This window comes from Streptosporangium roseum DSM 43021 (assembly GCF_000024865.1).
Taxonomy (GTDB): domain Bacteria; phylum Actinomycetota; class Actinomycetes; order Streptosporangiales; family Streptosporangiaceae; genus Streptosporangium; species Streptosporangium roseum.
Map to the genome: position 1 here is coordinate 6,546,696 of NC_013595.1, position 21,295 is coordinate 6,567,990.

The window sequence follows — 21,295 nt, forward strand, 5'->3', positions numbered from 1 at the left end:
GGAGAGGCACCTCCATTCCCCCGTCAGCTCCCGGCGAACAGCGACTTGATCCGCACGACCTGCTCGCGCCGTTCGGCGGCGCACTGCTCCTCCAGGGTGCGGCCGGAGGCCCCCTGGAGGAGCCGCTTGGTCGCCGTCGCCGCGTCCCGGCCGGTGGCCAGCAGCGCGGCGGTCAGGTCGCGTACGGCCCCATCAAGCTCCTGCGGCGCGACGACCAGCTCGGCCAGCCCGAGCCTGGCCGCCTCCTCCGCTCCCACGGTACGGGCCGTGAGGCAGATCTCGACGGCACGGGACAGCCCGACGAGGTCGACCAGCGGCTTGGTGCCGGTCAGGTCGGGGACCAGCCCGAGCGCGGGCTCCTTCATGCAGAGTTTGGCGTCGTCGGCGAGAACTCGCAGGTCGCAGGCGAGCGCAAGCTGGAACCCGGCACCGATCGCGTGGCCCTGAACGGCCGCGACGGAGACGATGTCGGGACGTCGCAGCCACAGGAAACCCTGCTGGGCCTGCGCTATCCGCTGCTCGAAGGTCGAGCTGTCGAGTGTCGCGGAGGCCGCGAACGAACCCTGACCGGGAACCCCCTCGGGGGTGAACATCCGCAGGTCGATGCCTGCCGAGAAGGACGGCCCCTCACCTCTGATCACGACGATTCTCACCTGCTGCGGCAGGGTGTCACCGATCTGAGCCAGCGCCGACCAGGTCGCGAACGTCTGAGCGTTCCTCTTCTCCGGCCGGTCCAGCGTGATCGTCGCGATCTCGCCGTCCACCTCGAAGCGCAGACCGACCTCCTCGAGGGAGATCTTCTCCGCACTCCCCCCGAACGCCACTTCCGCCATCGCCCGCTCTCCCACCTGTCGTATTCCGTCTCGCCCGAGCCTATCGACACTCTAGAATGAGGTTCTACAGGCTCGAGCGGGACGTCTCAGTGCGGGGACGAGCGGCTGCGGACGCGCGTTCCGAGGCGGGGTCAGCGCTTTGACTTACCTCGGGTGGCGCCGCCGCGCCCGCGCAGAGTCACACCGGACTCGCTCAGGATGCGGTGGATGAAGCCGTACGACCGGCCGGTCGAAGCGGCCAGCGCCCGGATGCTCTCACCCGCGCTGTAGCGCTTCTTTAGATCGGCGGCCAGTTTGTCGCGATCGGCCCCGGTGACCCGGGTGCCTTTCTTAAGAGTCTCGGCCACGAGTACCTCCTGTAGTGCCAGACTTCCGCAGCGTTACTCACGCCATGATCAGTCATTTCAGCGAGATCGGCTACCTACTCCATGGGAAAAGATCCGTACCCGCTCAAATTAAGATCAGGCAAGTGCCACAAGATCGGAAAATTCGTCGCTCCAAGCGTCTTCAACTCCGTCAGGCAGCAAGATCACCCTATCTGGTTGTAGAGCCTCGACAGCACCCTCATCGTGCGTGACGAGCACAATCGCCCCAGAATAGGACCTTAGTGCCGAAAGAACCTGCTCGCGACTGGCGGGATCGAGGTTGTTGGTGGGCTCGTCGAGGAGCAGGACGTTGGCCGCCGACAGCACCAGGGTGGCCAGGGCCAGCCGGGTCTTCTCGCCTCCGGAGAGCACTCCGGCGGGTTTGTCCACGTCGTCGCCGGTGAACAGGAACGAGCCCAGGACCTTGCGGAGCTCGACGTCGGCGAGCATCCCCCCGGCCGAGCGCATGTTCTCCAGGACGGTCCTGTCCGGGTCGATCGTCTCGTGCTCCTGGGCGTAGTAGCCCAGCTTGAGCCCGTGGCCGGGCTTGACGGCGCCGGTGTCGGGCTGCTCGATGCCGCCCAGGATGCGCAGCAGGGTGGTCTTGCCCGCACCGTTCAGGCCCAGGATGACGACCCTGGTCCCCTTGTCCACGGCCGCGTCCACGTCGGTGAAGACCTCCAGCGAGCCGTAGGACTTCGACAGCCCCTCCGCGGCGATCGGGGTCCGCCCGCACGGCGCGGGCTCGGGGAAGCGCAGCTTGGCGACCCTGTCGCTGCGCCGCTCGACCTCCAGGCCGGAGAGCAGGCGCTCGGCGCGGCGCTGCATGTCCTGCGCGGCCTTGGCCTTGGTGGCCTTGGCCCGCATCTTGTCGGCCTGCGACATCAGCGCCGAGGCCTGCTTCTCGGCGTTGGCGCGCTCGCGCCTCCTGCGCTTCTCGTCGGTCTCCCGCTGGGCCAGGTAGGTCTTCCAGCCGACGTTGTAGGTGTCGATCGTCGCGCGGTTGGCGTCCAGGTGCAGGACCCTGTTTACCGTCGCTTCAAGAAGTCCGACATCGTGGCTAATAATGATCAAGCCGCCCTGATGCGATCGTAAAAAATCACGAAGCCACCCGATTGAGTCGGCATCGAGGTGGTTTGTCGGCTCGTCAAGGAGGAGAGTCTCCGCTCCGCTGAAGAGGATCCGGGCCAGCTCCACCCGCCTGCGCTGCCCTCCCGAAAGGGTCTCCAGCGGCTGGCCCAGCACCCGGTCGGGCAGCCCGAGACTGGAGGCGATCGAGGCCGCCTCCGACTCGGCGGCGTATCCGCCCAGCACGTGCAGCCGGTCCTCCAGCCGCCCGTAGGCGCGCACCGCGCGGTCCCTCCTGCGCTCGTCGTCGGAGGCCATGCCGAGCTCGGCCTCGCGCAGCTCGCGCAGCACCTCGTCCAGCCCGCGCGCGGACAGGATCCGGTCGCGGGCGAGCACCTGCAGGTCGCCGGTGCGCGGGTCCTGCGGCAGGTAGCCGACGGCGCCGGTGGTGGAGACGGCGCCCGCGGCGGGCGCCCCCTCACCCGCGAGCACCCTGGTCAGGGTGGTCTTGCCCGCCCCGTTACGGCCGACGAGCCCGATCTTGTCACCGGGGTTCACCCGGAACGACGCGCCCTCGATGAGCAAGCGGGCCCCGGCGCGCAGTTCGATGTCAGAAGCTACGATCATGGTTGGAGAACACTCCCAGACTGGAAATAAACCGGCTCACCTCGCTGTGGCCGAACCCGCCGCGCCCTGTCTCTTCCGGCCCGGTTCGGCTGTCTCGCCTCATCAGGGCGGCGTCAGTCGGAAGTGCGCATACCGATCAGTGTACGGCGCACACATGAGCGCTTCTCCATGATTATTCGGGGTCGATCACCCTGATGCGGACCGCTCGGAACTGAGCGGGGGTGTCCCGGAGCACGACCAGCCGGGGATCGGGGACCGTCAGGAAGGGGTCGGTCTCCAGCGCGAAGACCGGGGCGAGCCTGCGGTCGGCCCGCAGCGCGTCCACCGAACGCCGGTCACCGCCCAGGATCACCGCCTCCAGCTCGGCCACGTGCGGGCCGAGGATCCGCAGCGCGACCTCGGCCGCCGCGTCGTGCGCCTGCCCGGCCTGATTCTCCCTGCGCCGGGCGAAGCGCTGCTGGGACCAGCCTCCCGCCGCGCTGCGGCCGTGGACCTGCCGAGACCCCACCTTGGAGGAGACGAGCTCGTCACCCTGGAAGATGCCGGCCGCGTGGCCGCCGAGCCGTACCAGCAGCACGCCGATCCGGCGCTCCGTGCGCGCGTGGGTGATGAGGCGCGCCAGCGGCCCGCCGCCGGCGGGGGTCAGCGGGGGGAAGGGCACCTGGCATTCGGCCACCGCGCCGTCGGCGCCCCGGAGCCGCACGACCCCGTCGGCGGCCGTCACGTCCGGCGGGCCGTGCCGCTCGACGAAGCCGTCCACCCAGCGGCCGAGGCGCTCGGGGCCCACCGAGACCCAGCGCCCCCCTCCCTTGGCAGGTCGTGACGTCATGGAACGGGACACTACCGGTCGGGCCTCCCCCGCCCGCCGGCTCTTCGGCTGCCGGCTCCAACGAACAGCGAAATATCGGTGAACATCACCGAACGTGGCTTATGTGATTGCTGAGAGTGGTTCATCCTCTGTACGTGGCGAGTCGAACGCATCTCCTCCCCGCCTCCGCGGCGGCCACCGTGGACATCACACCGATCGTCGATCTCGACACGGGGGGCGTCATCGCCCTCCAGGCGGTCGGCGACCACCACGGCAACGTCGCCTCCCTCGCCGGGACGCTCCTCGGCGCGGCCCGGAGCGAGATCCTGCTCCCGCTGGTGCTCGGCCTGCCGGCGGAGGCGGTGATCGGCGGTTCGGCCGCGCTGGCACCGCTCCACGAGGCGCTGCGCGTGTCCGGGCGGCGGCCCCGCGAAGTGATCCTCATGCTCCGGGGCGGCTTCTCCCAGGCCGAACGCCGGGCCCTGGTCACCGGCCTGGACGGGCTGCGCGCCATCGGCTACCTGATCGCGGTGGGCGACCTGGGGACCGGCCACATCCCGATGGACCTGCTCACCGACGCGGCGCCGTACCTGGCGGTGCTCTCCCCCGAGCTCATGGCGCGCGTCCCCCGCGACCCGCGCCGCGCGGCGCTCGCCGAGGGGCTGGCCAGGCTCGCCCGCGAGGTGGGCGCGCACGTCCTGGCCCCGGGCGTGACCGAGGAGGCGCAGCTCTCCGCGGTCCGCGGCTGGGGAGTACGGCTGGCGCAGGGCCCGCTACTGGTCCCGGGCCCGTCCGGCCGGGTCCACGTGCCGCTGCCGGTCCTCGCGCAGGAACCGGTGCAGGCCCTGCTCGGCCCCCGCGTCCAGGAGTTCCTGCTGCCCGCGGTGACCCTCCCCCACGAGGCCACCGCGGAGGACGCGGTCGGGGCCTTCGGCAGCGAGCCCTCCATCACCAGCGTGATCCTGGTGGACGAGTACCAGCGCCCGAAGGGCAGCCTCGACCGCAGCCGTTTCCTGCTGTCCATCGCCAGCCGCTTCGGCCACGCCCTGCACGGCAAGAAGCCCGCCAGGCGCCTGGCGGACTCCGCCCGCACGGTCCCCAAGACCACTCCGGCCATCGCCGCCATGCAGGTCGCCGGTCGCGACGCCGAACGCGTCTACGACGACCTGGTGGTCGTGGACGAGGTCGGCCGCTGCATGGGGATCGTCCGGGTCTCCGACCTGATCCGCCAGGTGGCCGCGGCCCGCTAGGCCCTGTACCTGCCGGACGCCCCCCCTGACCGGCTCCCGGCCCCGCGTGCTCCCTGCCTGCCGGACGCTTCCGTCCCGCCCCGCCTGCCGCTCCACCCCGCCCTGCCCTACGTGCTCCCTGCCTGCCGAGTTCGGCCTCGTCCGGTGGCGAGCCGCCATGCGGGAGGCTCGTCACCGGACGCTCCCCGCCCGTCTCCTTTACGTTGTAGATTTATCGGTGAGCGCCTCGGCCCACCTGGCCGTGTCGGTGACCTGCACGAGCCTGACGATCAGGCCGTCCCGCAGGCGCAGGTCATGGGCGAAGGCCGCCTCGTGGGTGCGGCCGGTGGCCCGCGCCGTCCCCCGGTAGTGACCGAGCACCACCACCCGGTCGGGCCCCGACCAGACCTGCTCCTCGGGCTGCGGGCCGGTGTCGAGGTGCCGGAAGACGACCCCCCAGCAGTCGCGGAGCATCGCCTCCGGCCCTCGATGGATGCCTCCGACGCCCAGCGGCATGCCCGCGCTCACCACCCCGGTGAAGTCCGGGTGCAGCGAGGCGAGGATCTCCTGCGGATCACCCGCGGCGAACCCCCCGTAGAGTCGCTCGACGGCGTTCATGATGCCTCCAACAGTTTTAGAGAGTAATCTCTATAACTATGCGCGACCCCCGGGCCGACGGCAAACCCGCCAGGACGGCCTCCATCCCTGAAATGCCCGTATGCTACAACTTAGGGTTACCTAATATGAGTTGATCGGGAGTGTGGCATATGGCAGATGACAGGCCCGCACGGAAGGCGACTCGTGGCGAGGTGAAACGGGTGGAGCAGCTCACCCCGCACATGATCCGGGTGGTGCTGGGCGGCGACGGGCTCGCGGAGTTCGGCGCGGGCGAGTTCACCGACCACTACGTGAAGCTCCTGTTCGCCCCGCACGGGGTGACCTATCCGGAACCGTTCGACCTCGCGGCGATCCAGCGTGATCTGCCCCGCGAGCAGTTCCCCACCACCCGGACCTACACCGTCCGCGCGTGGGACCCGGAGGCGGTGGAGCTGACGCTCGACTTCGTCTACCACGGCGACAGCGGCCTCGCCGGCCCCTGGGCCGCCGGGGCGCGGCCCGGCGACGAGATCCACTTCTTCGGCCCCGGCGGCGCCTACGCGCCCGACCCGCAGGCCGGCTGGCATCTCCTGGTGGGCGACGAGAGCGCGCTGCCCGCCATCGCCGCCTCGCTGGAGCGCCTGCCCGCCGGCGCCCTGGCCCACGTGTTCGTGGAAGTGGCCGGCCCCGAGGAGGAGCAGGCACTGGACACCTCCGCCGACGCGAAGATCGTCTGGCTGCACCGGGGCGGCGCGCCCATCGGCGAGGCGCTGGTCGCCGCCGTGCGCGCGCTCGACTTCCCTCCGGGCGCCCCGCACGCCTTCGTCCACGGTGAGGCCGGCTTCGTCAAGGAGCTCCGCCGCCACCTGCGGACCGAGCGCGGCATCCCGCTGCCCCAGCTGTCCATCTCCGGCTACTGGCGCCTCGGCCGCGACGACGAGGCCTGGCGGTCCTCCAAGAAGGAGTGGAACCGGCAGATCGAGGAGGAGGAGGCCGCGGCGCTGTCGTCCTGAGCCGCGACGCCGCCTCCCCGGGCGGAGCGCCGCTCAGAGGTGGATCGGCCCCCCTGGGCGGAGCGCCGCTCAGAGGTGGATCGGCCCCCTGGGCGGAGCTCCGCGCAGAGGCGGATCGGCTCCGCCCCGGGCGGCACCACGCTCAGAGGCGGCAGGCGAAGATGGCGGTGACCAGGATGGCCTTCGCGCCGATCTCCCAGAGCTGGTCCATCACCTGCTGGTGGCCCTTGCGCGGCACCATGGCGCGGACGGCGACCCAGCCCTCCCGGTGCAGGGGGGAGACCGTGGGGCCCTCCATGCCCGGGGTGAGGGCGATGGCCTCCTCGATCCGCTCGGCCCGGATGTCGTAGTCCATCATCACGTAGTCGCGCGCCACCAGCACCCCCTGCAGGCGGCGGACGAGCTGCTGCAGCCCCTGGGTCTCCACGCCGCCGACCCGCTTGATCAGCACACCTTCGGAGCGGGCGATCGGCTCGCCGAATACTTCCAGGCCCATGTTGCGCAGCGTGGTGCCGGTCTCCACGACGTCGGCCACGGCGTCGGCCACGCCCAGCCGGACGGCGGTCTCGACCGCGCCGTCCAGCTTGATCACGCGGGCTTCGACGTCCTGCTCGTCGAGGTAGGTCTCCAGCAGGCCGGCGTAGGCGGTGGCGATGCGCCTGCCCTTGAGGTCGGCGACGGAGGAGAAGGCGCCCGGGTCGGCGGCGAAGCGGAAGGTGGACTTGCCGAAGCCGAGCGGCAGGATCTCCTCGACCTGCGCGCCGGAGTCGCGGAGCATGTCGCGGCCGGTGATCCCGGCGTCCAGGGTGCCCTCGCCGACGTAGACGGCGATGTCCTTGGGACGCAGGAAGAACAGCTCACAGGAGTTGTCGGGGTCGACGACCACGAGCTCCTTGCTGTCGGTGCGGGCGCGGTATCCGGCTTCCTTGAGTATCCGCTGGGCGGCCTCGGTGAGGGCGCCCTTGTTGGGAACAGCTAGACGGAGCATGGCGTGAAGATCCTTACGTGGATGTCGGGTCCTGCGAGGCTGGAGCCGGGCGCACCGGCTCACAGATGCTTGTAGACCTCGTCCAGCCCGATCCCTTTCGCGATCATGAGGACCTGCACGTGGTAGAGGAGCTGGGAGATCTCCTCGGCCGCCCGCTCGTTCGACTCGTGCTCGGCCGCCATCCAGCTCTCGGCGGCCTCCTCCACGACCTTCTTGCCGATGGCATGGACTCCGGCGTCCAGCGCGGCCACGGTCCCCGACCCCTCGGGCCGGGTGCGCGCCTTGTCGGACAGCTCGGCGTACAGCTCTTCGAAGGTCTTCATGGTCTCTCTCGGCGTCGTCGGATGTGCCCTCCCAGAGTAATGGGCCGTCAGACCCACAGGGGTGCCCGTCCACGCTCTGGACAGGGATTGGCGATCCACCGGTCATTCGTTGACGCGGCGCCGGACCGGCCGGGCGACCACCGCCCCGGCCGGGCCGCAGCGGCTCCAGCACGCCCGTCCACGGCCCTGTGCCGTCGTTGACGACGGCCACGGCACCGTCCTGGACCGTGAGGGCCGGTCGGCGTGGACACGGCGCAGCGCGTACCACAGCGGCTTGCGGCGGCCGTCGCCGTCGATCGCGGTCCAGGAGGTGACCGGCTGGCGGTCACCGGAAACCACACCGCCGCGCGGCCGCGCCACGCAGCCCCGGCAGGTGCCTTCCGGGATGTCCGCCGGCGGCGCGACCGTCGCCCCGGGCCCCGGACACGACGGAGGGGCCGGTACGGCGACTGCCGTACCGGCCCCTCCTGGGTCAGCTGGGTCGACCGGCCGCCGTAACGGCCCGCGATCTGATCAGCCGGGTTGTCGGTCCGCGGGTCCGGCCGGCCGCCGTGGCGGCCTGCCGTTCGGCCCGCGGGCGTGGATCAGCGGCCGTAGCGGCCCGCGGCGTGGTCGCCCTGGCGGCCACCGCGGAAGCCACCGCCACGGCTGTCGCCGCGGCCGTCGGAACGGCCCTCGGCGCGGAAAGCGCCGCCCTGGCGCTCGCCGCTGCGGAACGGCTCACGCCGCTCGCCGGCGCGGTAACCGCCGCCACCGCCGGCGGGGCGGTCGCCGCGGAACGGCTCGCGGTCGCCCGCGGGACGGTCACCACGGTAGCCGCCGCCGCTGGAGCGGTCGCCGCGGTAGCCGCCGGAACGCTCGGAGCGGTACTGGCCGCGCACGTCGCTCACGCTGCCGTTGCCACCGCGCTCGCCACCACGGGCGGCGTCGCCGGCGGAGCGCTCGCGGGGCTGGTGGCCCTCGCCGCCGTGGGCGGGACGGTCACGGAAGCGGCGCGGACCGCGGCCACCGCCGTTGCCGCCGAAACCGCGACGCTCGCGCTGCTTGGCGGCCGGAGCCGAGGGCTCCCAGACCGGGATCGGCTCGCCGCTGGGCTGGCGCGCACCGGCGACCTCCTCCAGGCGCGGGTGGCCCGGCGTGGCCTTGAGACGGAAGGGCTTGATGCCCGCGCGGCGGGTCATCGCGTCGGTGGAGCGGCGCTCGTTGGGGAGCACCAGCGTCATGACGGTGCCCTTCTCCCCGGCGCGGGCGGTACGGCCGCCGCGGTGCAGGTAGCTCTTGTGGTCCTGCGGCGGGTCGACGTGCAGCACGAGGCTGATGTTGTCGACGTGGATGCCGCGGGCCGCGACGTCGGTGCAGACCAGGACGTTGATCGCACCTTCCTTGAACTCGGCCAGGATGCGGGTGCGCTGGTTCTGGCGCTTGCCGCCGTGCAGGCCGCCGGCCTTGATGCCGACCTGGGCGAGCTGCTTGCAGAGGCGGTCCACTCCGTGCTGGGTGCGCACGAAGATGATGGTGCGGCCCTCGCGGTTGGCGATCTCGGCCGTCACCGGGAACTTGTCGTCGCGGTGCACCTCGAGCACGTGGTGCTCCATGGTGTCCACCGAGGAGGCGACCGGCGCCATGGAGTGGGTCACCGGGTCGGTGAGGAAGCGGCGGACGAGCTTGTCGACGTCGCCGTCGAGGGTGGCGGAGAACAGCAGGCGCTGGCTGTCGGCCGGGGTCTGCTGCAGGATCGCGCTGACGACCGGGAAGAAGCCGAGGTCGCACATGTGGTCGGCCTCGTCCAGGATGGTCACCTGGACCTCGTCCAGCGTGCACTCGCCCTGCTGGATCAGGTCGGTCAGCCGGCCCGGAGTGGCCACGACGACCTCGACGCCGCGGCGCAGCGCCTCGATCTGCCGGCCCATCGACATGCCGCCGACGACGGTCTTCATCCTCAGGGACAGGCCCCGGCCGAGCGGCTCGAGCGCGTCGGTCACCTGCATGGCCAGCTCGCGGGTCGGCACGAGGACGACGGCGAGGGGGCGGCCCGGACGGGCCTTGCTCCCGGCGATGCGGGCCATCATGGGCAGGCCGAAGGCCAGCGTCTTGCCGGAGCCGGTCTGGCCGCGGCCGAGGACGTCACTGCCGGCGAGGATGTCGGGGATCGTCGCGCTCTGGATGGGGAAGGGGCTGTCGATGCCCTGGCGGGAAAGCCCGGTCACCAGCGGCTTCGGCAGGCCGAGGAGCGTGAACTCGGACGGCCCGGCGGCAACCTCGGGGATGTCGGTGATTTCGGGCAGGGCAGCGTCAAGCATGGTCACGAAGGTTCGTGCCTTTCGATAGAAGAACGGGGCACGTCACTTCTGCGAAAGGACGAGCCTGGAACGCGCGGCCTGAGGCCGCGCTTAATCAACGCCCACTTTCGGGGCGGTAGTGCGGTGCAAGTCGAGGCGCACCGCACGGGGCGGGTCTAGCTTACCCGCACGCAGTCAAACCACGATCAAGCATACCCGGCCTTCGCAGCGCCAGGTGATCCGGGGCGTCCAACATCATGTGGACGCTTGTCCGCTGGTAGAGCCAACGCTCCGAGCCGGGCTTTTCTTCCCGGCATCGGGCATCCTCTCACACAATTCGGTACGGCCCGCACCTCGGAGGGCGCGAGCCGTACCGGAACGGGGAGATCAGACGTTGAAACCGAGCATGCGCAGCTGCTCGCGCCCGTCGTCAGTGATCTTGTCCGGGCCCCACGGCGGGAGCCAGACCCAGTTGATCTTCACGTCGGAGACCATGCCGTCCAGGGCGGAGTGCGCCTGGTCCTCGATGACGTCGGTCAGCGGGCAGGCCGCGCTGGTCAGCGTCATGTCGATGGTCGCGATCGGCGGGGTGCCGGCCTCGGCCGCGTCGAGGTTGACCCCGTAGATCAGGCCGAGGTCGACGACGTTGATGCCGAGCTCGGGGTCCACGACGTCCTTGAGGGCCTCCATGACCTCGTCAAGGGTCGTCTCCCCGTCGTACGCCGCGGTCGGCGTCTCAACAGGCTTGCTCATGTAGAACTCCTCACAACCGCGTCCTTGTAGGCCATCCAGGCCAGCAGCGCGCACTTCACCCGGGCCGGGAACTTCGCGACCCCGGCGAACGCCACAGCGTCCCCGAGCACGTCCTCGTCCGCCTCCACCTGGCCCCTGCTCTGCATGAGCCTGGTGAACTCCTCCACCACCGCGAGCGTCTCGTCCACGGTCGAACCGGAGGCCAGCTCGTGCAGCACCGAGGCGGCGGCCTGGCTGATGGAACAGCCCTGGCCGTCGTAGGAGACGTCCTCGACCTTGCCCCCGTCACCCAGCTTCACCCGCATGGTGATCTCGTCGCCGCACGTCGGGTTCACGTGGTGGACCTCGGCGTCGTAGGGGTCGCGCAGCCCCCGTCCCTGGGGGTGCTTGTAGTGTTCCAGGATCAGCTCCTGGTACATGGACTCGGCGATCATCTCGACTGCTCCGGCATGGCTAGGCGAACACCTTCTGCACGTGGTGGAGGCCGCGGACCAGGGCGTCGATCTCGGCCGGGGTGTTGTACAGGTAGAAGGAGGCCCGCGTGGTGGCGGGAATCCCGAACCTCAGGTGCAGCGGGCGGGCGCAGTGATGCCCCACGCGCACTGCCACACCGAAGTTGTCATCCAGGATCTGCCCGACATCGTGCGGGTGAATCCCCTCAAGGGTGAACGACACCGTGCCACCACGCCGGTCCAGGCTCTCCGGGCCGATCACTCTCAGGCCGGGGACCTCTCGCAGCGCGCCGAGAGCGTAGCCGGTGAGCTCGCGCTCGTGCTGGACGATGGCGTCCATGCCGATCGCGGACAGGTAGTCGACCGCGGCGCCGAGGCCGATGGCCTCGACGATCGGCGGGGTGCCCGCCTCGAACTTGTGCGGCGCGGGGGCATAGGTCGAGTGGTCCATCCAGACCGCCTCGATCATCTCTCCGCCGCCCATGAAGGGAGGCATGGCCTCCAGCAGCTCCCCGCGGCCCCACAGCACGCCGATACCGGAGGGGCCGACGACCTTGTGCCCGGTGAAGGCGAGGAAGTCCACGCCGAGCGCGGCGACGTCCACCTGCTGGTGGGGCACCGACTGCGAGGCGTCCAGCATCATCAGCGCCCCGACCTGGCGGACCCTGGCGAGCACCTCGGCGACCGGGTTGACCGTGCCGAGCACGTTGGACTGGTGCACGATCGAAACGATCTTCGTGCGCTCGGTGACCAGCTCTTCGAGGTTCGACAGGTCCAGGCGGCCCTCGTCGGTGACCGAGAACCACCGCAGCGTGGCGCCGGTGCGCTGCGCGAGCAGCTGCCACGGCACGATGTTGGAGTGGTGTTCCATCTCGGAGATGACGATCTCGTCGCCGGGGCCGAGACGGAACCGGGGGTCGTCGTTGGTGGGGTTGCCGAAGCCGTAGGCCACCAGGTTGAGCGCCTCGGAGGCGTTCTTGGTGAAGACGACCTCCTCGCGGCTCGGCGCGCCGATGAAGGCGGCGACCTTGTCGCGGGCGTTCTCGTACGCCTCGGTGGACTCGGCGCCCAGCGCGTGCATGGCGCGGCCGACGTTGCTGTAGTGCATGGCCAGGTGCTCGCGCATGACGTCGATCACCTGGGTGGGCTTCTGCGCGGAGTTGCCCGAGTCGAGATAGACCAGCGGCCGACCGCCGGACAGCTCGCGGGAGAGGACCGGGAAGTCCTTCCTGATCCTCTCCACGTCAAAGCCCGTGTTCATCAGACCGATGCCTTCGTGTAGGCCTCGTAGCCCTCGGCCTCGAGCTTGTCGGCGAGCTCGTGGCCACCCTGCTCCACGATCCGGCCGCCCGCGAAGACGTGGACGAAGTCCGGCTTCACGTAGCGCAGGATGCGGGTGTAGTGGGTGATGAGGAGGACGCCGGTCTCGCCGGAGTCACGGAAGCGGTTGATGCCCTCGGAGACCACGCGCAGCGCGTCGACGTCGAGGCCGGAGTCGGTCTCGTCGAGGACGGCGATCTTCGGCTTGAGCAGTTCGAGCTGGAGGATCTCGTGGCGCTTCTTCTCGCCACCGGAGAAGCCCTCGTTCAGGTTGCGCTGGGCGAAGGCGGCGTCGATGGACAGGGCGTCCATGCCGGCCTTCAGGTCCTTGGCGAACTCGCGGAGCTTGGGGGCCTCGCCGCGCACGGAGGTGACCGCCGAGCGCAGGAAGTTGGAGACGCTGACGCCGGGGACCTCGACGGGGTACTGCATGGCGAGGAACAGGCCGGCGCGGGCGCGCTCGTCGACCGTCAGCTCCAGCAGGTCGACGCCGTCCAGCAGGACCTGGCCACCGGTCACGGTGTACTTGGGGTGGCCGGCGATCGCGTAGGCGAGCGTGGACTTGCCCGAGCCGTTGGGGCCCATGATGGCGTGGGTCTCGCCGGACCGGACGGTCAGGTTGACGCCGCGCAGGATTTCCTTGTCCTCGACGGCGACGTGCAGGTCACGGATCTCAAGGGTGGATCCCGAGCGGACTCGGCTCGAATCAGACACTGTTATGACTCCTTCGAGAGCGAGACGAGGACGTCATCGCCGTCGATCTTGACTTGGTAGACGGGAACGGGCTTGGTGGCGGGCGGGCCGGTGGGCTTGCCGGAGCGCAGGTCGAAGCACGAGCCGTGCAGCCAGCACTCCAGGGTCTCGTCGTAGACCTCGCCCTCGCTGAGCTTCACCTCGGCGTGGGAGCAGACGTCGTGCAGGGCGAAGACCTCCGAACCCCGGCGGACCAGGGCGACGGGGGTCTGCCCCACCTCCAGGCCGATCACGCCGTCATCGGGGATGTCGCTGAGCTTGCAGACCTTTTCGAACGTCACTTCTCGAGCTCCGCCTCAACCTTGCCGAGCACCCGCTCACGCAGCTCGGGGAGCTCGATCTTCTCCAGCAGCTGCGCGAAGAAGCCCCGGATGACCAGGCGGCGCGCGTCGTCGAACGGGATGCCGCGGGCCTGGAGGTAGAAGATGTGCTCGTCGTCCAGGCGGCCCGAGGCGCTCGCGTGCCCCGCTCCGGCGACCTCGCCGGTGAGGATCTCCAGGTTCGGCACCGAGTCGGCGCGGGCGCCGTCGGTGAGCAGGAGGTTGCGGTTGAGCTCGTAGGTGTCGGTGCCCTCGGCCTCGACCCGGATGATGACGTCGCCGATCCAGACGGCGTGGGCGTCCTCACCCTGCAGCGCGCCCTTGTAGACGACGTTGCTCTTGCAGTTGGGCTGGGAGTGGTCCACCAGCAGGCGGTGCTCCATGTGCTGCCCGGCGTCCACGAAGTAGAGGCCGGTCAGGTCGGCGTCGCCGCCGGGGCCGCTGTAGGAGACCGACGGCGACAGCCGTACCAGGTCGCCGCCGAGGGTGACCACGAAGCTGCGGAAGGTCGCGTCCTTGCCGAGCAGGGCGTGGTGGTGGGAGACGTGCACGGCGTCGTCGGCCCAGTCCTGCAGGCTGATGACCTTGAGCGTGGCGCCCTCGCCCACGACGAACTCGACGTTGTCGGCGTAGACCGCGCTGCCCTGGTGGTCCAGGACGAGGACGGCCTCGGCCATCGGCTCCAGCGTGACCAGGATGTGGCCGTAGGCGGCGCCCTCGCCGGAGCCGGTGAGCGTGATCACCGTCGGCTTGGAGGCGACCGCCTCGCGCGGGACCGTCAGGACGGTGGCCTTCTCGAAGACGGCGAAGGCCTGGGCGCTGACCCGGTCGGCGGGCACGTAGGCCTTGCCGAGCCGCTGGTCGTCGCGGCCCACGGTCTCCACCGTGACCTCGGGGGCCGCGTCGACGTGGATCAGCACGCCGCCGGCCGGGGCGGCGCCGCTGTGCAGGCCCTTCAGGCGCGACAGCGGGGTGAAGCGCCACTCCTCCTCGCGGCCGGTCGGGACCGGGAAGTCCTCCACGTTGTAGGAGGCCTTCTCGTGGAGGGTCGACAGGGGTTTGGTTTCGAGACCCATCAGCCGACGGCTCCTTCCATCTGCAGCTCGATGAGGCGGTTCAGTTCGAGGGCGTACTCCATCGGGAGCTCGCGCGCGATCGGCTCGACGAAGCCGCGCACGATCATCGCCATCGCCTCGTCCTCGTTCAGACCGCGGCTCATCAGGTAGAAGAGCTGGTCGTCGGAGACCTTGGAGACGGTGGCCTCGTGTCCCATGGAGACGTCGTCCTCGCGCACGTCCACATAGGGGTAGGTGTCGGAGCGGCTGATCTGGTCGACCAGGAGCGCGTCGCACTTGACCGTGCTGGCGCTGCCGTGCGCGCCCTCCTCGATCTGGACCAGACCGCGGTAGGAGGTACGGCCGCCGCCGCGGGCGACGGACTTGGAGATCACGGTGGAGCTGGTGTTCGGCGCGAGGTGCACCATCTTGGCGCCGGCGTCCTGGTGCTGGCCCTCGCCGGCGAAGGCGACGCTCAGCGTCTCACCCTTGGCGTGCTCGCCCATCAGGTAGACGGCCGGGTACTTCATGGTGACCTTGGAGCCGATGTTGCCGTCGATCCACTCCATGGTCGCGCCCTCGTAGGCCACGGCGCGCTTGGTGACCAGGTTGTAGACGTTGTTCGACCAGTTCTGGATCGTCGTGTAGCGGCAGCGGGCGCCCTTCTTCACGATGATCTCCACGACCGCGCTGTGCAGCGAGTCGGAGGAGTAGATCGGCGCGGTGCAGCCCTCGACGTAGTGGACGTAGGAGTTCTCGTCCACGATGATCAGGGTCCGCTCGAACTGCCCCATGTTCTCGGTGTTGATCCGGAAGTAGGCCTGAAGCGGGATCTCGACGTTGACGTTCGGGGGCACGTAGATGAAGCTGCCGCCGCTCCACGTGGCGGTGTTCAGCGCGGCGAACTTGTTGTCGCCGACCGGGATCACGGTGCCGAAGTACTCCTTGAAGAGCTCCTCGTGCTCCTTGAGCGCGGTGTCGGTGTCGACGAAGATGACGCCCTTGTCCTCGAGGTCCTTCTGGATCTGGTGGTAGACGACCTCGGATTCGTACTGGGCGGCGACACCGGCGATGAGGCGCTGCTTCTCCGCCTCGGGGATGCCCAGCTTGTCGTAGGTGTTCTTGATGTCGTCGGGCAGCTCCTCCCAGGAGGCAGCCTGCTTCTCGGTGGAGCGCACGAAGTACTTGATGTTGTCGAAGTCGATTCCGCTGAGATCGGAACCCCAGTTCGGCAGCGGCTTCTTGCCGAACAGGCGCAGGCCCTTCAGGCGAAGGTCCAGCATCCACTCCGGCTCGTTCTTGAGCGCGGAGATATTACGGACGACTTCCTCGGACAGGCCACGGCGGGCCGTCGATCCGGCAGCGTCCGAGTCGGCCCAGCCGAACTTGTAATTCCCGAGGCCTTCCAGCTCCGGGCGGTCGGTGACAGTCACCTTCCGGTCTCCTTGCTCGATTCGTCATCGATCGTTTGTTGCCTTATGGATGGTCGCGATCGCCCGGGTGCCCGCCGTCCCGCTTCACGCTCCCGCGCGTCCGGCTCGGCCGCTCTGTGCGGGCTCACGTGGGTGGTGCACACCCCGTCGCCATGGGCGATGGTCGCCAGCCGCTGGACAGGCGTGCCGAGGATCTGCGCGAACGCCTCGGTCTCGGCCTCGCAGAGCTGCGGGAACTCCGCGGCCACGTGCGCCACGGGGCAGTGGTGCTGGCACAACTGCTCGCCGCCGAGACTGGCCTTGCTCGCCGAGGCCGCGTAACCGTCGGCCGACAGGGCCTCGGCCAGGACGCGGACCCGCTGGTCGGCGGGGACCTTGCGCATCTCCAGCTGCAGCCGTCCGACGAGGCCGGACACCTGCGACCGGGCGAACTCGGCCACCGCCTCCTCGCCCACGCGCTCGGCGAGGAAGCGCAGCGCGTTTCCGGCGAGACCGTCGTAGGCGTGCTCGAAGGCGCTGCGCCCGGCGTCGGTTATGGCGAAGAGCTTCGCCGGCCGCCCTCTCCCCCGCTGGCCGCGGGGCCGGGCCGTACGGGGCTCGATCATCCCTTCGGCGAGCAGTGCGTCCAGATGGCGGCGGACGGCGGCCGGGGTGAGCCCGAGCCGTTCGCCGAGGGCGGCGGCGGTGATGGGTCCGTGCTCCAGAATGAGCCGGGCGACACGCGCACGCGTGCTGCGCTCGGCGGACACGCCGGAGGGCCGCGCGGCGGCGGTCTCCTCGGTGCCCGGCATCTGGCTCACGTATTTCACAACATCAGTGTGGCGTAATTCCTTCCCCGCATACAAACCGATGGCCGGGATAGCCGAATGCGATTTGTCACGCAGGTAAGCCTTACCTAACCTGCGGAAACGTCCTTCGCGTGCTTCCGCAGGCCGACGAAGGCGGCGAGGGAGGCGAGGGTGAGCCCGGCCAGGACGGCGGCCATCGGCAGCGCCGAGTCCTCCCCGCCCAGCCCGACCAGCGGTGCCGCGAGCGCGCCGATGGCGAACTGCAGCACTCCGGTCAGCGCCGAGGCGCTCCCCGCCACCTGCTGGGGCTGACCGGCCAGCGCGAGCGCGCCGGTGCCCGGCAGGACGAACCCGGCCCCGCACATCATCACGAACAGCGCGGCGATCAGGACGGCGAGGGGCAGGCCGAGCAGCACGGTGGCCAGCAGCGCCACCACTCCGGCCACGGAGATGAACAGCCCGACGAGGATCAGCCGCGCCGGAGCCACCCTGCCCCCGGCGAGACGGCCGCCGATCTGCGCGGTGACGGTCAGGCCGATCGCGTTCAGCGCGAACACCAGCGAGAAGGTCTGCGGCGAGGCGCCGTACACCTGCTGGAGCACGAACGGCGAGCCGGAGATGTAGGCGAACATGCCGCCGAAGCCGAGGCCGCCGGCCAGCGCGCTGGCCATGAAGGAACGGTTGCGCAGCAGGTGCCTGAAGGTGACGAGGGTGTGCCGGAGCCCGCCGCTCTCCCGCCGTTCGCGGGGAAGCGTCTCGCGCACCCCGAACAGGGCGGCGGCCAGCAGCAGCAGTCCGGCGACGCTCAGCGAGACGAACACGCCGCGCCAGGAGGTGTGTTCGAGCAGCTGCGCGCCCGCGATCGGGGCCAGGATCGGCGCGAGACCGCTGACGAGCATGAGGGTGGCGAAGATGCGGGCGATGGCCGCCCCCTCGTACAGGTCGCGGACGACCGCGCGGACGATCACCAGCGCGGCGCCGCCCGCCACGCCCTGCAGCAGGCGGAAACCGATCAGCCCGTAGACGGAGGGGGAGAACGCGCACAGCAGGGAGGCCACCGCGTAGGCGGCGATGCCGATCAGCAGCGGCATCCGCCGGCCGCGCACGTCGCTGAGCGGGCCGGCGACGACCTGCCCGACGGAGAGGCCGATGAGGCAGGAGGTCAGGGTGAGCTGCACCTGGGCCTGTCCCGTGCCCATCTCCCCGGCGATGGCGGGGAACGCGGGCAGGTACATGTCGATCGAGAGCGGGCCGATGGCGGACAGCGCCCCCAGGATGAGCAGCAGCAGCCCTCTGCGCCGCGCGACCGGCGCGACCTCCGGCTCGGCGACCGCCGCGGTCATATCAGATCCCCTTTACCCTCACAGGCCACAGTGGGCCCATGAGGGCCAGGGGTTTCCAACCGCAATCAGGTCACTCAAATTCCCATATTTAGGAAACTCCACAAGAAAGATCTACCTGCCCCGGGGAGGGCGCGGGGTCGCTCTCGTGCTCGGCCCGCGCCGGCCCCGTACCTGCCGGGCCGTGCCCCGCCCGTGCCGGCGGCCCGTCAGCCGGGCGGCGGACGGCCGGGCTCACCGCCGGGGGGCGGTCCGGCCCGACGACCGCGAAGAGGGCGGACTGTGGATCGGCCAGCACCGCCACCGGCCCCCTGGGCGCCGGTGTCCGGGGCAGCACCACGGTACCGCCGAGTTCCTCGGCCCTGGCCACGGTGGCGTCGACGTCCTCGGCCGCGAAGTAGGCCAGCCAGTGCGGCGGCGTGTCCGGCGGGACCCGGGGGCCGGACTCCGTCATCCCCGCGACCGGGTGGCCGTCCACCTGCCACTCGACGCACCGCCCCCCTGCCCCGTCGACGTCCTTGACGCCCCAGCCGAAGACGGCCGGGTAGAAGGCCCCGCACCGGGCGGTGTCCCGGGTGACCAGCTCGTTCCAGGCGAGCGCGCCGGGCTCGCCGACGATCTCCGCGCCCTGGCGCGGGCCCACCTGCCATGCCGTGACGGAGGCGCCCGAGGGATCCCGCACGACGGTCATGGCGCCCTCGCCGAAGACGCCCGCGGGCTCCACGACGACCTCTCCTCCGGCCTCGCGGACCCTTGCGGCCGTGAGGCCGGCGTCCTCGGTGGCCACCCAGGTGTTCCAGACGGAGGACCCGCCGTCGCCGCGGCTCGGCCCGATCCCCGCGACGGCCTTCCCCCTCAGCGTGAACCGCCCGTGTCCGCCGGCCTCCGGGCGCGGGTCGAACACCGCCTCCCAGCCGAAGATCTCCCGGTAGAACCTGACCGACAGGGTGACGTCGGTACTCGACAGGTCGACCCAGCACGGGACACCGGATTTGTAACCACTCCGTTCGGACACGCCGAACCTCCTCAAGTCGTGATTCGGGACACACGCAGCGTTACATGAGGGGCTTGGGCCGCCTGGTGGGCGATCAGGGGGCTTGGCGGGATCCGCCCGAAGCCTTTTACCGGGCATGGGGGGCTCCGATCAGCAGGTGCGGGAACGTGACCGGCCGGTACAGTCCCTAAACTCGTGGCCATGGAATCCCCAGCCGTCGAGATCATCGATCTGGTCAAGAGATACGGCCGAACGACGGCGATCGACGGCCTCAGCCTCAGTGCCACCCGTGGCGCGGTCACCGCGATCCTCGGGCCCAACGGCGCGGGCAAGACCTCCACCGTCGAGATCTGCGAGGGATTCCGCCGGGCCGACGGCGGCACCGTGAGGGTGCTCGGGCTCGACCCCTCCCGCCCGGAGCTCCGGGCGAGGGTCGGGGTGATGCTCCAGGCCGGAGGCGTGCCCCCGGCGATGCGCTGCGGCGAGTGGCTGCGCCTGATGGCCCGTTTCCACGCCCACCCGCTGGACCCGGCGGCGCTGCTGGAGCGGCTCGGGCTGACCGGGCACGCGCGCACGCCGTACCGCAGGCTCTCCGGCGGCCAGCAGCAGCGCGTGTCGCTGGCCTCGGCCGTCGTCGGCCGCCCCGAGCTGGTCTTCCTCGACGAGCCGACCGCGGGGCTGGACCCCCAGGCCCGGCACGCGTGCTGGGAGCTGGTCGGCGACCTGCGCGCCGCCGGGGTAGCGGTGGTGCTCACCACCCACCACATGGACGAGGCGGAGAAGCTCTCCGACCAGGTCGTCATCATCGACCACGGCAAGGTGGTGGCCGAGGGCACGCCGTCCTCGCTCACCGGCGCCGAGCGGCAGCTCCGCTTCCGCGCCCGGCCGGGGCTCACCCTGGACGAGCTGCTCACCGCCCTGCCCGCCGGCAGCGCCGCCAAGGAGTCGCCGTCGGGGCACTACATCATCGAGGGGCAGGTCGGCCCCGAGCTGCTGGCGACCGTGACGGCCTGGTGCGCCGCCGAGGGCGTCACCGCCGACGACCTCAGCATCGAGCGCCGCACCCTGGAAGACGTCTTCCTGGAGCTGACCGGCCGGGAGCTCCGATGACCCCTCGCCGAGCACGGACCGCGCCAGACCGCAGGAGAGCACAGTGACGACCCTGGACCTGACCCCCGCCCCCGGGGCCGCGCCGCTGCCCCGGATGGTGCTGGCGCAGACGGGCGCGGAGATCCGGGCGATGCTCCGCAACGGCGAGCAGCTCCTGCTCACGATGATCATCCCGGTGCTGCTGCTCGTCGGGTTCTCCGCGGCTCCGCTGGTGGACGTCGGCGGCGGCCCCCGGGTGAGCTTCATCGCCCCCGGCGTGCTCGCGCTGGCGGTGATGTCGACGGCCTTCACCGGGCAGGCCATCGCGACCGGCTTCGAGCGCCGCTACGGCGTGCTGAAGCGGCTGGGCGCGACCCCGCTGTCGCGGACCGGGCTGATGCTGGCCAAGACGCTCGCGGTGGTGGCCGTGGAGATCATCCAGGTGGCCGTCATCAGCGGGGTGGCGCTCGCCCTGGGCTGGCGCCCGGCGGGCTCCCCACTGGCCGCGCTCCTGCTGATCCTGCTGGGCACCGCCGCGTTCAGCGGGCTCGGCCTGCTGATGGCGGGCACCCTGCGCGCCGAGGCCACCCTCGCCGGGGCCAACCTGGTCTACCTGGTCCTGCTCGGCTGCGGCGGCGTGATCTTCCCCATGTCGAAGTTCCCCGACTCGGTGCAGCCGGCGCTCGAACTGCTGCCGATCTCCGCCCTGACCGGCGGGCTCCGCTCGGTCCTGACCGAGGGCGCCGGCCTGCCGGTGGCCGCGGCGGCGATCCTGGCGGGGTGGGCGGCGGTCTCGCTCTTCCTCACCTCCCGGACGTTCCGCTGGGAGTGACCGGAAACCTTTGTCATCCTGCGGACAATCATTACC

The 21,295-nt window shown here is 70.7% G+C and carries 23 protein-coding genes; 4 read left to right on the forward strand and 19 right to left on the reverse strand.

The genetic code is table 11. The features are described 5' to 3' along the window. Positions 1-23: 23 nt before the first annotated feature. The 4 genes from SROS_RS28780 to SROS_RS28795 all read right to left on the reverse strand — a co-directional run bounded on the left by SROS_RS28780 (position 24) and on the right by SROS_RS28795 (position 3,722). Positions 24-833, reverse strand: a complete 810-nt coding sequence (locus SROS_RS28780; RefSeq protein WP_012892440.1) for an enoyl-CoA hydratase/isomerase family protein — start codon at positions 831-833, stop codon at positions 24-26. A 131-nt stretch (positions 834-964) separates the two neighbouring features. Beyond that, positions 965-1,180, reverse strand: coding sequence for a helix-turn-helix domain-containing protein (locus tag SROS_RS28785; protein ID WP_012892441.1), 216 nt, complete (start codon positions 1,178-1,180; stop codon positions 965-967). Between the two features lie 114 nt (positions 1,181-1,294). Further along, positions 1,295-2,893, reverse strand: a complete 1,599-nt coding sequence (locus SROS_RS28790) for an ABC-F family ATP-binding cassette domain-containing protein (protein ID WP_012892442.1) — start codon at positions 2,891-2,893, stop codon at positions 1,295-1,297. A 172-nt stretch (positions 2,894-3,065) separates the two neighbouring features. Beyond that, on the reverse strand, positions 3,066-3,722 hold the full coding sequence (locus tag SROS_RS28795; protein WP_012892443.1) for an acVLRF1 family peptidyl-tRNA hydrolase: 657 nt from the start codon (positions 3,720-3,722) through the stop codon (positions 3,066-3,068). 134 nt (positions 3,723-3,856) lie between these two features. Here SROS_RS28795 and SROS_RS28800 point away from each other — a divergent pair, with 134 nt between their 5' ends. Beyond that, complete coding sequence (locus tag SROS_RS28800; protein WP_043653162.1) at positions 3,857-4,951, forward strand: EAL domain-containing protein; 1,095 nt, start codon at positions 3,857-3,859, stop codon at positions 4,949-4,951. 198 nt (positions 4,952-5,149) lie between these two features. Here SROS_RS28800 and SROS_RS28805 read toward each other — a convergent pair whose 3' ends face one another. After that, complete coding sequence (locus SROS_RS28805) at positions 5,150-5,548, reverse strand: nuclear transport factor 2 family protein (protein ID WP_012892445.1); 399 nt, start codon at positions 5,546-5,548, stop codon at positions 5,150-5,152. A 149-nt stretch (positions 5,549-5,697) separates the two neighbouring features. Between SROS_RS28805 and SROS_RS28810 the strand changes: the two genes are divergently transcribed. Next, positions 5,698-6,540, forward strand: a complete 843-nt coding sequence (locus tag SROS_RS28810; RefSeq protein ID WP_012892446.1) for a siderophore-interacting protein — start codon at positions 5,698-5,700, stop codon at positions 6,538-6,540. 142 nt (positions 6,541-6,682) lie between these two features. On the opposite strand, the gene hisG is transcribed toward SROS_RS28810, so the two are convergent. The 14 genes from hisG to SROS_RS28880 all read right to left on the reverse strand — a co-directional run bounded on the left by hisG (position 6,683) and on the right by SROS_RS28880 (position 19,359). Further along, the gene (hisG, locus tag SROS_RS28815; RefSeq protein WP_012892447.1) at positions 6,683-7,528 is read right to left on the reverse strand and encodes an ATP phosphoribosyltransferase; all 846 of its coding nucleotides are present in this window, start codon (positions 7,526-7,528) and stop codon (positions 6,683-6,685) included. A gap of 59 nt (positions 7,529-7,587) precedes the next feature. Next, complete coding sequence (locus SROS_RS28820) at positions 7,588-7,851, reverse strand: phosphoribosyl-ATP diphosphatase (RefSeq protein ID WP_012892448.1); 264 nt, start codon at positions 7,849-7,851, stop codon at positions 7,588-7,590. A 102-nt stretch (positions 7,852-7,953) separates the two neighbouring features. Then, entirely contained in the window at positions 7,954-8,190 is a 237-nt protein-coding gene (locus SROS_RS50035; protein WP_148269236.1) for a hypothetical protein, read from the reverse strand. A 245-nt stretch (positions 8,191-8,435) separates the two neighbouring features. Then, complete coding sequence (locus SROS_RS28830; RefSeq protein ID WP_012892449.1) at positions 8,436-10,151, reverse strand: DEAD/DEAH box helicase; 1,716 nt, start codon at positions 10,149-10,151, stop codon at positions 8,436-8,438. Between the two features lie 366 nt (positions 10,152-10,517). Continuing rightward, the gene (locus tag SROS_RS28835) at positions 10,518-10,883 is read right to left on the reverse strand and encodes a metal-sulfur cluster assembly factor (RefSeq protein WP_012892450.1); all 366 of its coding nucleotides are present in this window, start codon (positions 10,881-10,883) and stop codon (positions 10,518-10,520) included. After that, positions 10,880-11,317, reverse strand: a complete 438-nt coding sequence (sufU, locus tag SROS_RS28840) for a Fe-S cluster assembly sulfur transfer protein SufU (protein ID WP_012892451.1) — start codon at positions 11,315-11,317, stop codon at positions 10,880-10,882. The genes SROS_RS28835 and sufU overlap by 4 nt, the downstream gene beginning before the upstream one ends. A 19-nt stretch (positions 11,318-11,336) precedes the next feature. Then, positions 11,337-12,596 (reverse strand): cysteine desulfurase, encoded by a 1,260-nt coding sequence (locus SROS_RS28845; RefSeq protein WP_012892452.1) that lies wholly within the window; start codon positions 12,594-12,596, stop codon positions 11,337-11,339. Continuing rightward, positions 12,596-13,327 (reverse strand): Fe-S cluster assembly ATPase SufC, encoded by a 732-nt coding sequence (gene sufC / locus SROS_RS28850; RefSeq protein WP_218920079.1) that lies wholly within the window; start codon positions 13,325-13,327, stop codon positions 12,596-12,598. Before sufC ends, SROS_RS28845 begins: the two co-directional genes overlap by 1 nt. A gap of 44 nt (positions 13,328-13,371) precedes the next feature. After that, a complete protein-coding gene (locus SROS_RS28855) occupies positions 13,372-13,689 on the reverse strand; it encodes a Rieske (2Fe-2S) protein (protein WP_012892454.1) in 318 nt (105 codons plus the stop codon). Next, positions 13,686-14,804 carry a Fe-S cluster assembly protein SufD gene (sufD, locus tag SROS_RS28860; protein WP_012892455.1) on the reverse strand — a complete coding sequence of 373 codons (1,119 nt, stop codon included), beginning with the start codon at positions 14,802-14,804 and terminating at the stop codon, positions 13,686-13,688. Before sufD ends, SROS_RS28855 begins: the two co-directional genes overlap by 4 nt. Continuing rightward, entirely contained in the window at positions 14,804-16,216 is a 1,413-nt protein-coding gene (gene sufB / locus SROS_RS28865) for a Fe-S cluster assembly protein SufB (protein ID WP_012892456.1), read from the reverse strand. Before sufB ends, sufD begins: the two co-directional genes overlap by 1 nt. Continuing rightward, on the reverse strand, positions 16,213-17,007 hold the full coding sequence (locus SROS_RS28870) for a helix-turn-helix transcriptional regulator (RefSeq protein WP_081453465.1): 795 nt from the start codon (positions 17,005-17,007) through the stop codon (positions 16,213-16,215). Before SROS_RS28870 ends, sufB begins: the two co-directional genes overlap by 4 nt. Before the next feature lie 104 nt (positions 17,008-17,111). Then, complete coding sequence (locus SROS_RS28875) at positions 17,112-18,347, reverse strand: multidrug effflux MFS transporter (RefSeq protein ID WP_012892458.1); 1,236 nt, start codon at positions 18,345-18,347, stop codon at positions 17,112-17,114. 88 nt (positions 18,348-18,435) lie between these two features. After that, positions 18,436-19,359, reverse strand: a complete 924-nt coding sequence (locus SROS_RS28880) for a VOC family protein (protein WP_012892459.1) — start codon at positions 19,357-19,359, stop codon at positions 18,436-18,438. Between the two features lie 180 nt (positions 19,360-19,539). On the opposite strand from SROS_RS28880, the gene SROS_RS28885 reads away from it, so the two are divergent. Next, a complete protein-coding gene (locus SROS_RS28885) occupies positions 19,540-20,448 on the forward strand; it encodes an ABC transporter ATP-binding protein (RefSeq protein WP_012892460.1) in 909 nt (302 codons plus the stop codon). Between the two features lie 94 nt (positions 20,449-20,542). Beyond that, positions 20,543-21,259: an ABC transporter permease gene (locus SROS_RS28890; protein WP_043656958.1), complete on the forward strand. Its 717-nt coding sequence runs from the start codon at positions 20,543-20,545 to the stop codon at positions 21,257-21,259. Positions 21,260-21,295 lie beyond the last annotated feature (36 nt).

Bases quoted from the DNA above. Each gene is read 5' to 3' on its own strand.
- SROS_RS28780 (WP_012892440.1), bottom strand. From the start codon at position 833: ATGGCGGAAGTGGCGTTCGGGGGGAGTGCGGAGAAGATCTCCCTCGAG.
- SROS_RS28790 (WP_012892442.1), bottom strand. From the start codon at position 2,893: ATGATCGTAGCTTCTGACATCGAACTGCGCGCCGGGGCCCGCTTGCTC.
- SROS_RS28795 (WP_012892443.1), bottom strand. From the start codon at position 3,722: ATGACGTCACGACCTGCCAAGGGAGGGGGGCGCTGGGTCTCGGTGGGC.
- SROS_RS28805 (WP_012892445.1), bottom strand. From the start codon at position 5,548: ATGAACGCCGTCGAGCGACTCTACGGGGGGTTCGCCGCGGGTGATCCG.
- SROS_RS28810 (WP_012892446.1), top strand. From the start codon at position 5,698: ATGGCAGATGACAGGCCCGCACGGAAGGCGACTCGTGGCGAGGTGAAA.
- hisG (WP_012892447.1), bottom strand. From the start codon at position 7,528: ATGCTCCGTCTAGCTGTTCCCAACAAGGGCGCCCTCACCGAGGCCGCC.
- SROS_RS28820 (WP_012892448.1), bottom strand. From the start codon at position 7,851: ATGAAGACCTTCGAAGAGCTGTACGCCGAGCTGTCCGACAAGGCGCGC.
- SROS_RS28830 (WP_012892449.1), bottom strand. From the start codon at position 10,151: ATGCTTGACGCTGCCCTGCCCGAAATCACCGACATCCCCGAGGTTGCC.
- SROS_RS28835 (WP_012892450.1), bottom strand. From the start codon at position 10,883: ATGAGCAAGCCTGTTGAGACGCCGACCGCGGCGTACGACGGGGAGACG.
- sufU (WP_012892451.1), bottom strand. From the start codon at position 11,317: ATGATCGCCGAGTCCATGTACCAGGAGCTGATCCTGGAACACTACAAG.
- SROS_RS28845 (WP_012892452.1), bottom strand. From the start codon at position 12,596: ATGAACACGGGCTTTGACGTGGAGAGGATCAGGAAGGACTTCCCGGTC.
- sufD (WP_012892455.1), bottom strand. From the start codon at position 14,804: ATGGGTCTCGAAACCAAACCCCTGTCGACCCTCCACGAGAAGGCCTCC.
- SROS_RS28870 (WP_081453465.1), bottom strand. From the start codon at position 17,007: ATGCCGGGCACCGAGGAGACCGCCGCCGCGCGGCCCTCCGGCGTGTCC.
- SROS_RS28875 (WP_012892458.1), bottom strand. From the start codon at position 18,347: ATGACCGCGGCGGTCGCCGAGCCGGAGGTCGCGCCGGTCGCGCGGCGC.
- SROS_RS28885 (WP_012892460.1), top strand. From the start codon at position 19,540: ATGGAATCCCCAGCCGTCGAGATCATCGATCTGGTCAAGAGATACGGC.
- SROS_RS28890 (WP_043656958.1), top strand. From the start codon at position 20,543: ATGGTGCTGGCGCAGACGGGCGCGGAGATCCGGGCGATGCTCCGCAAC.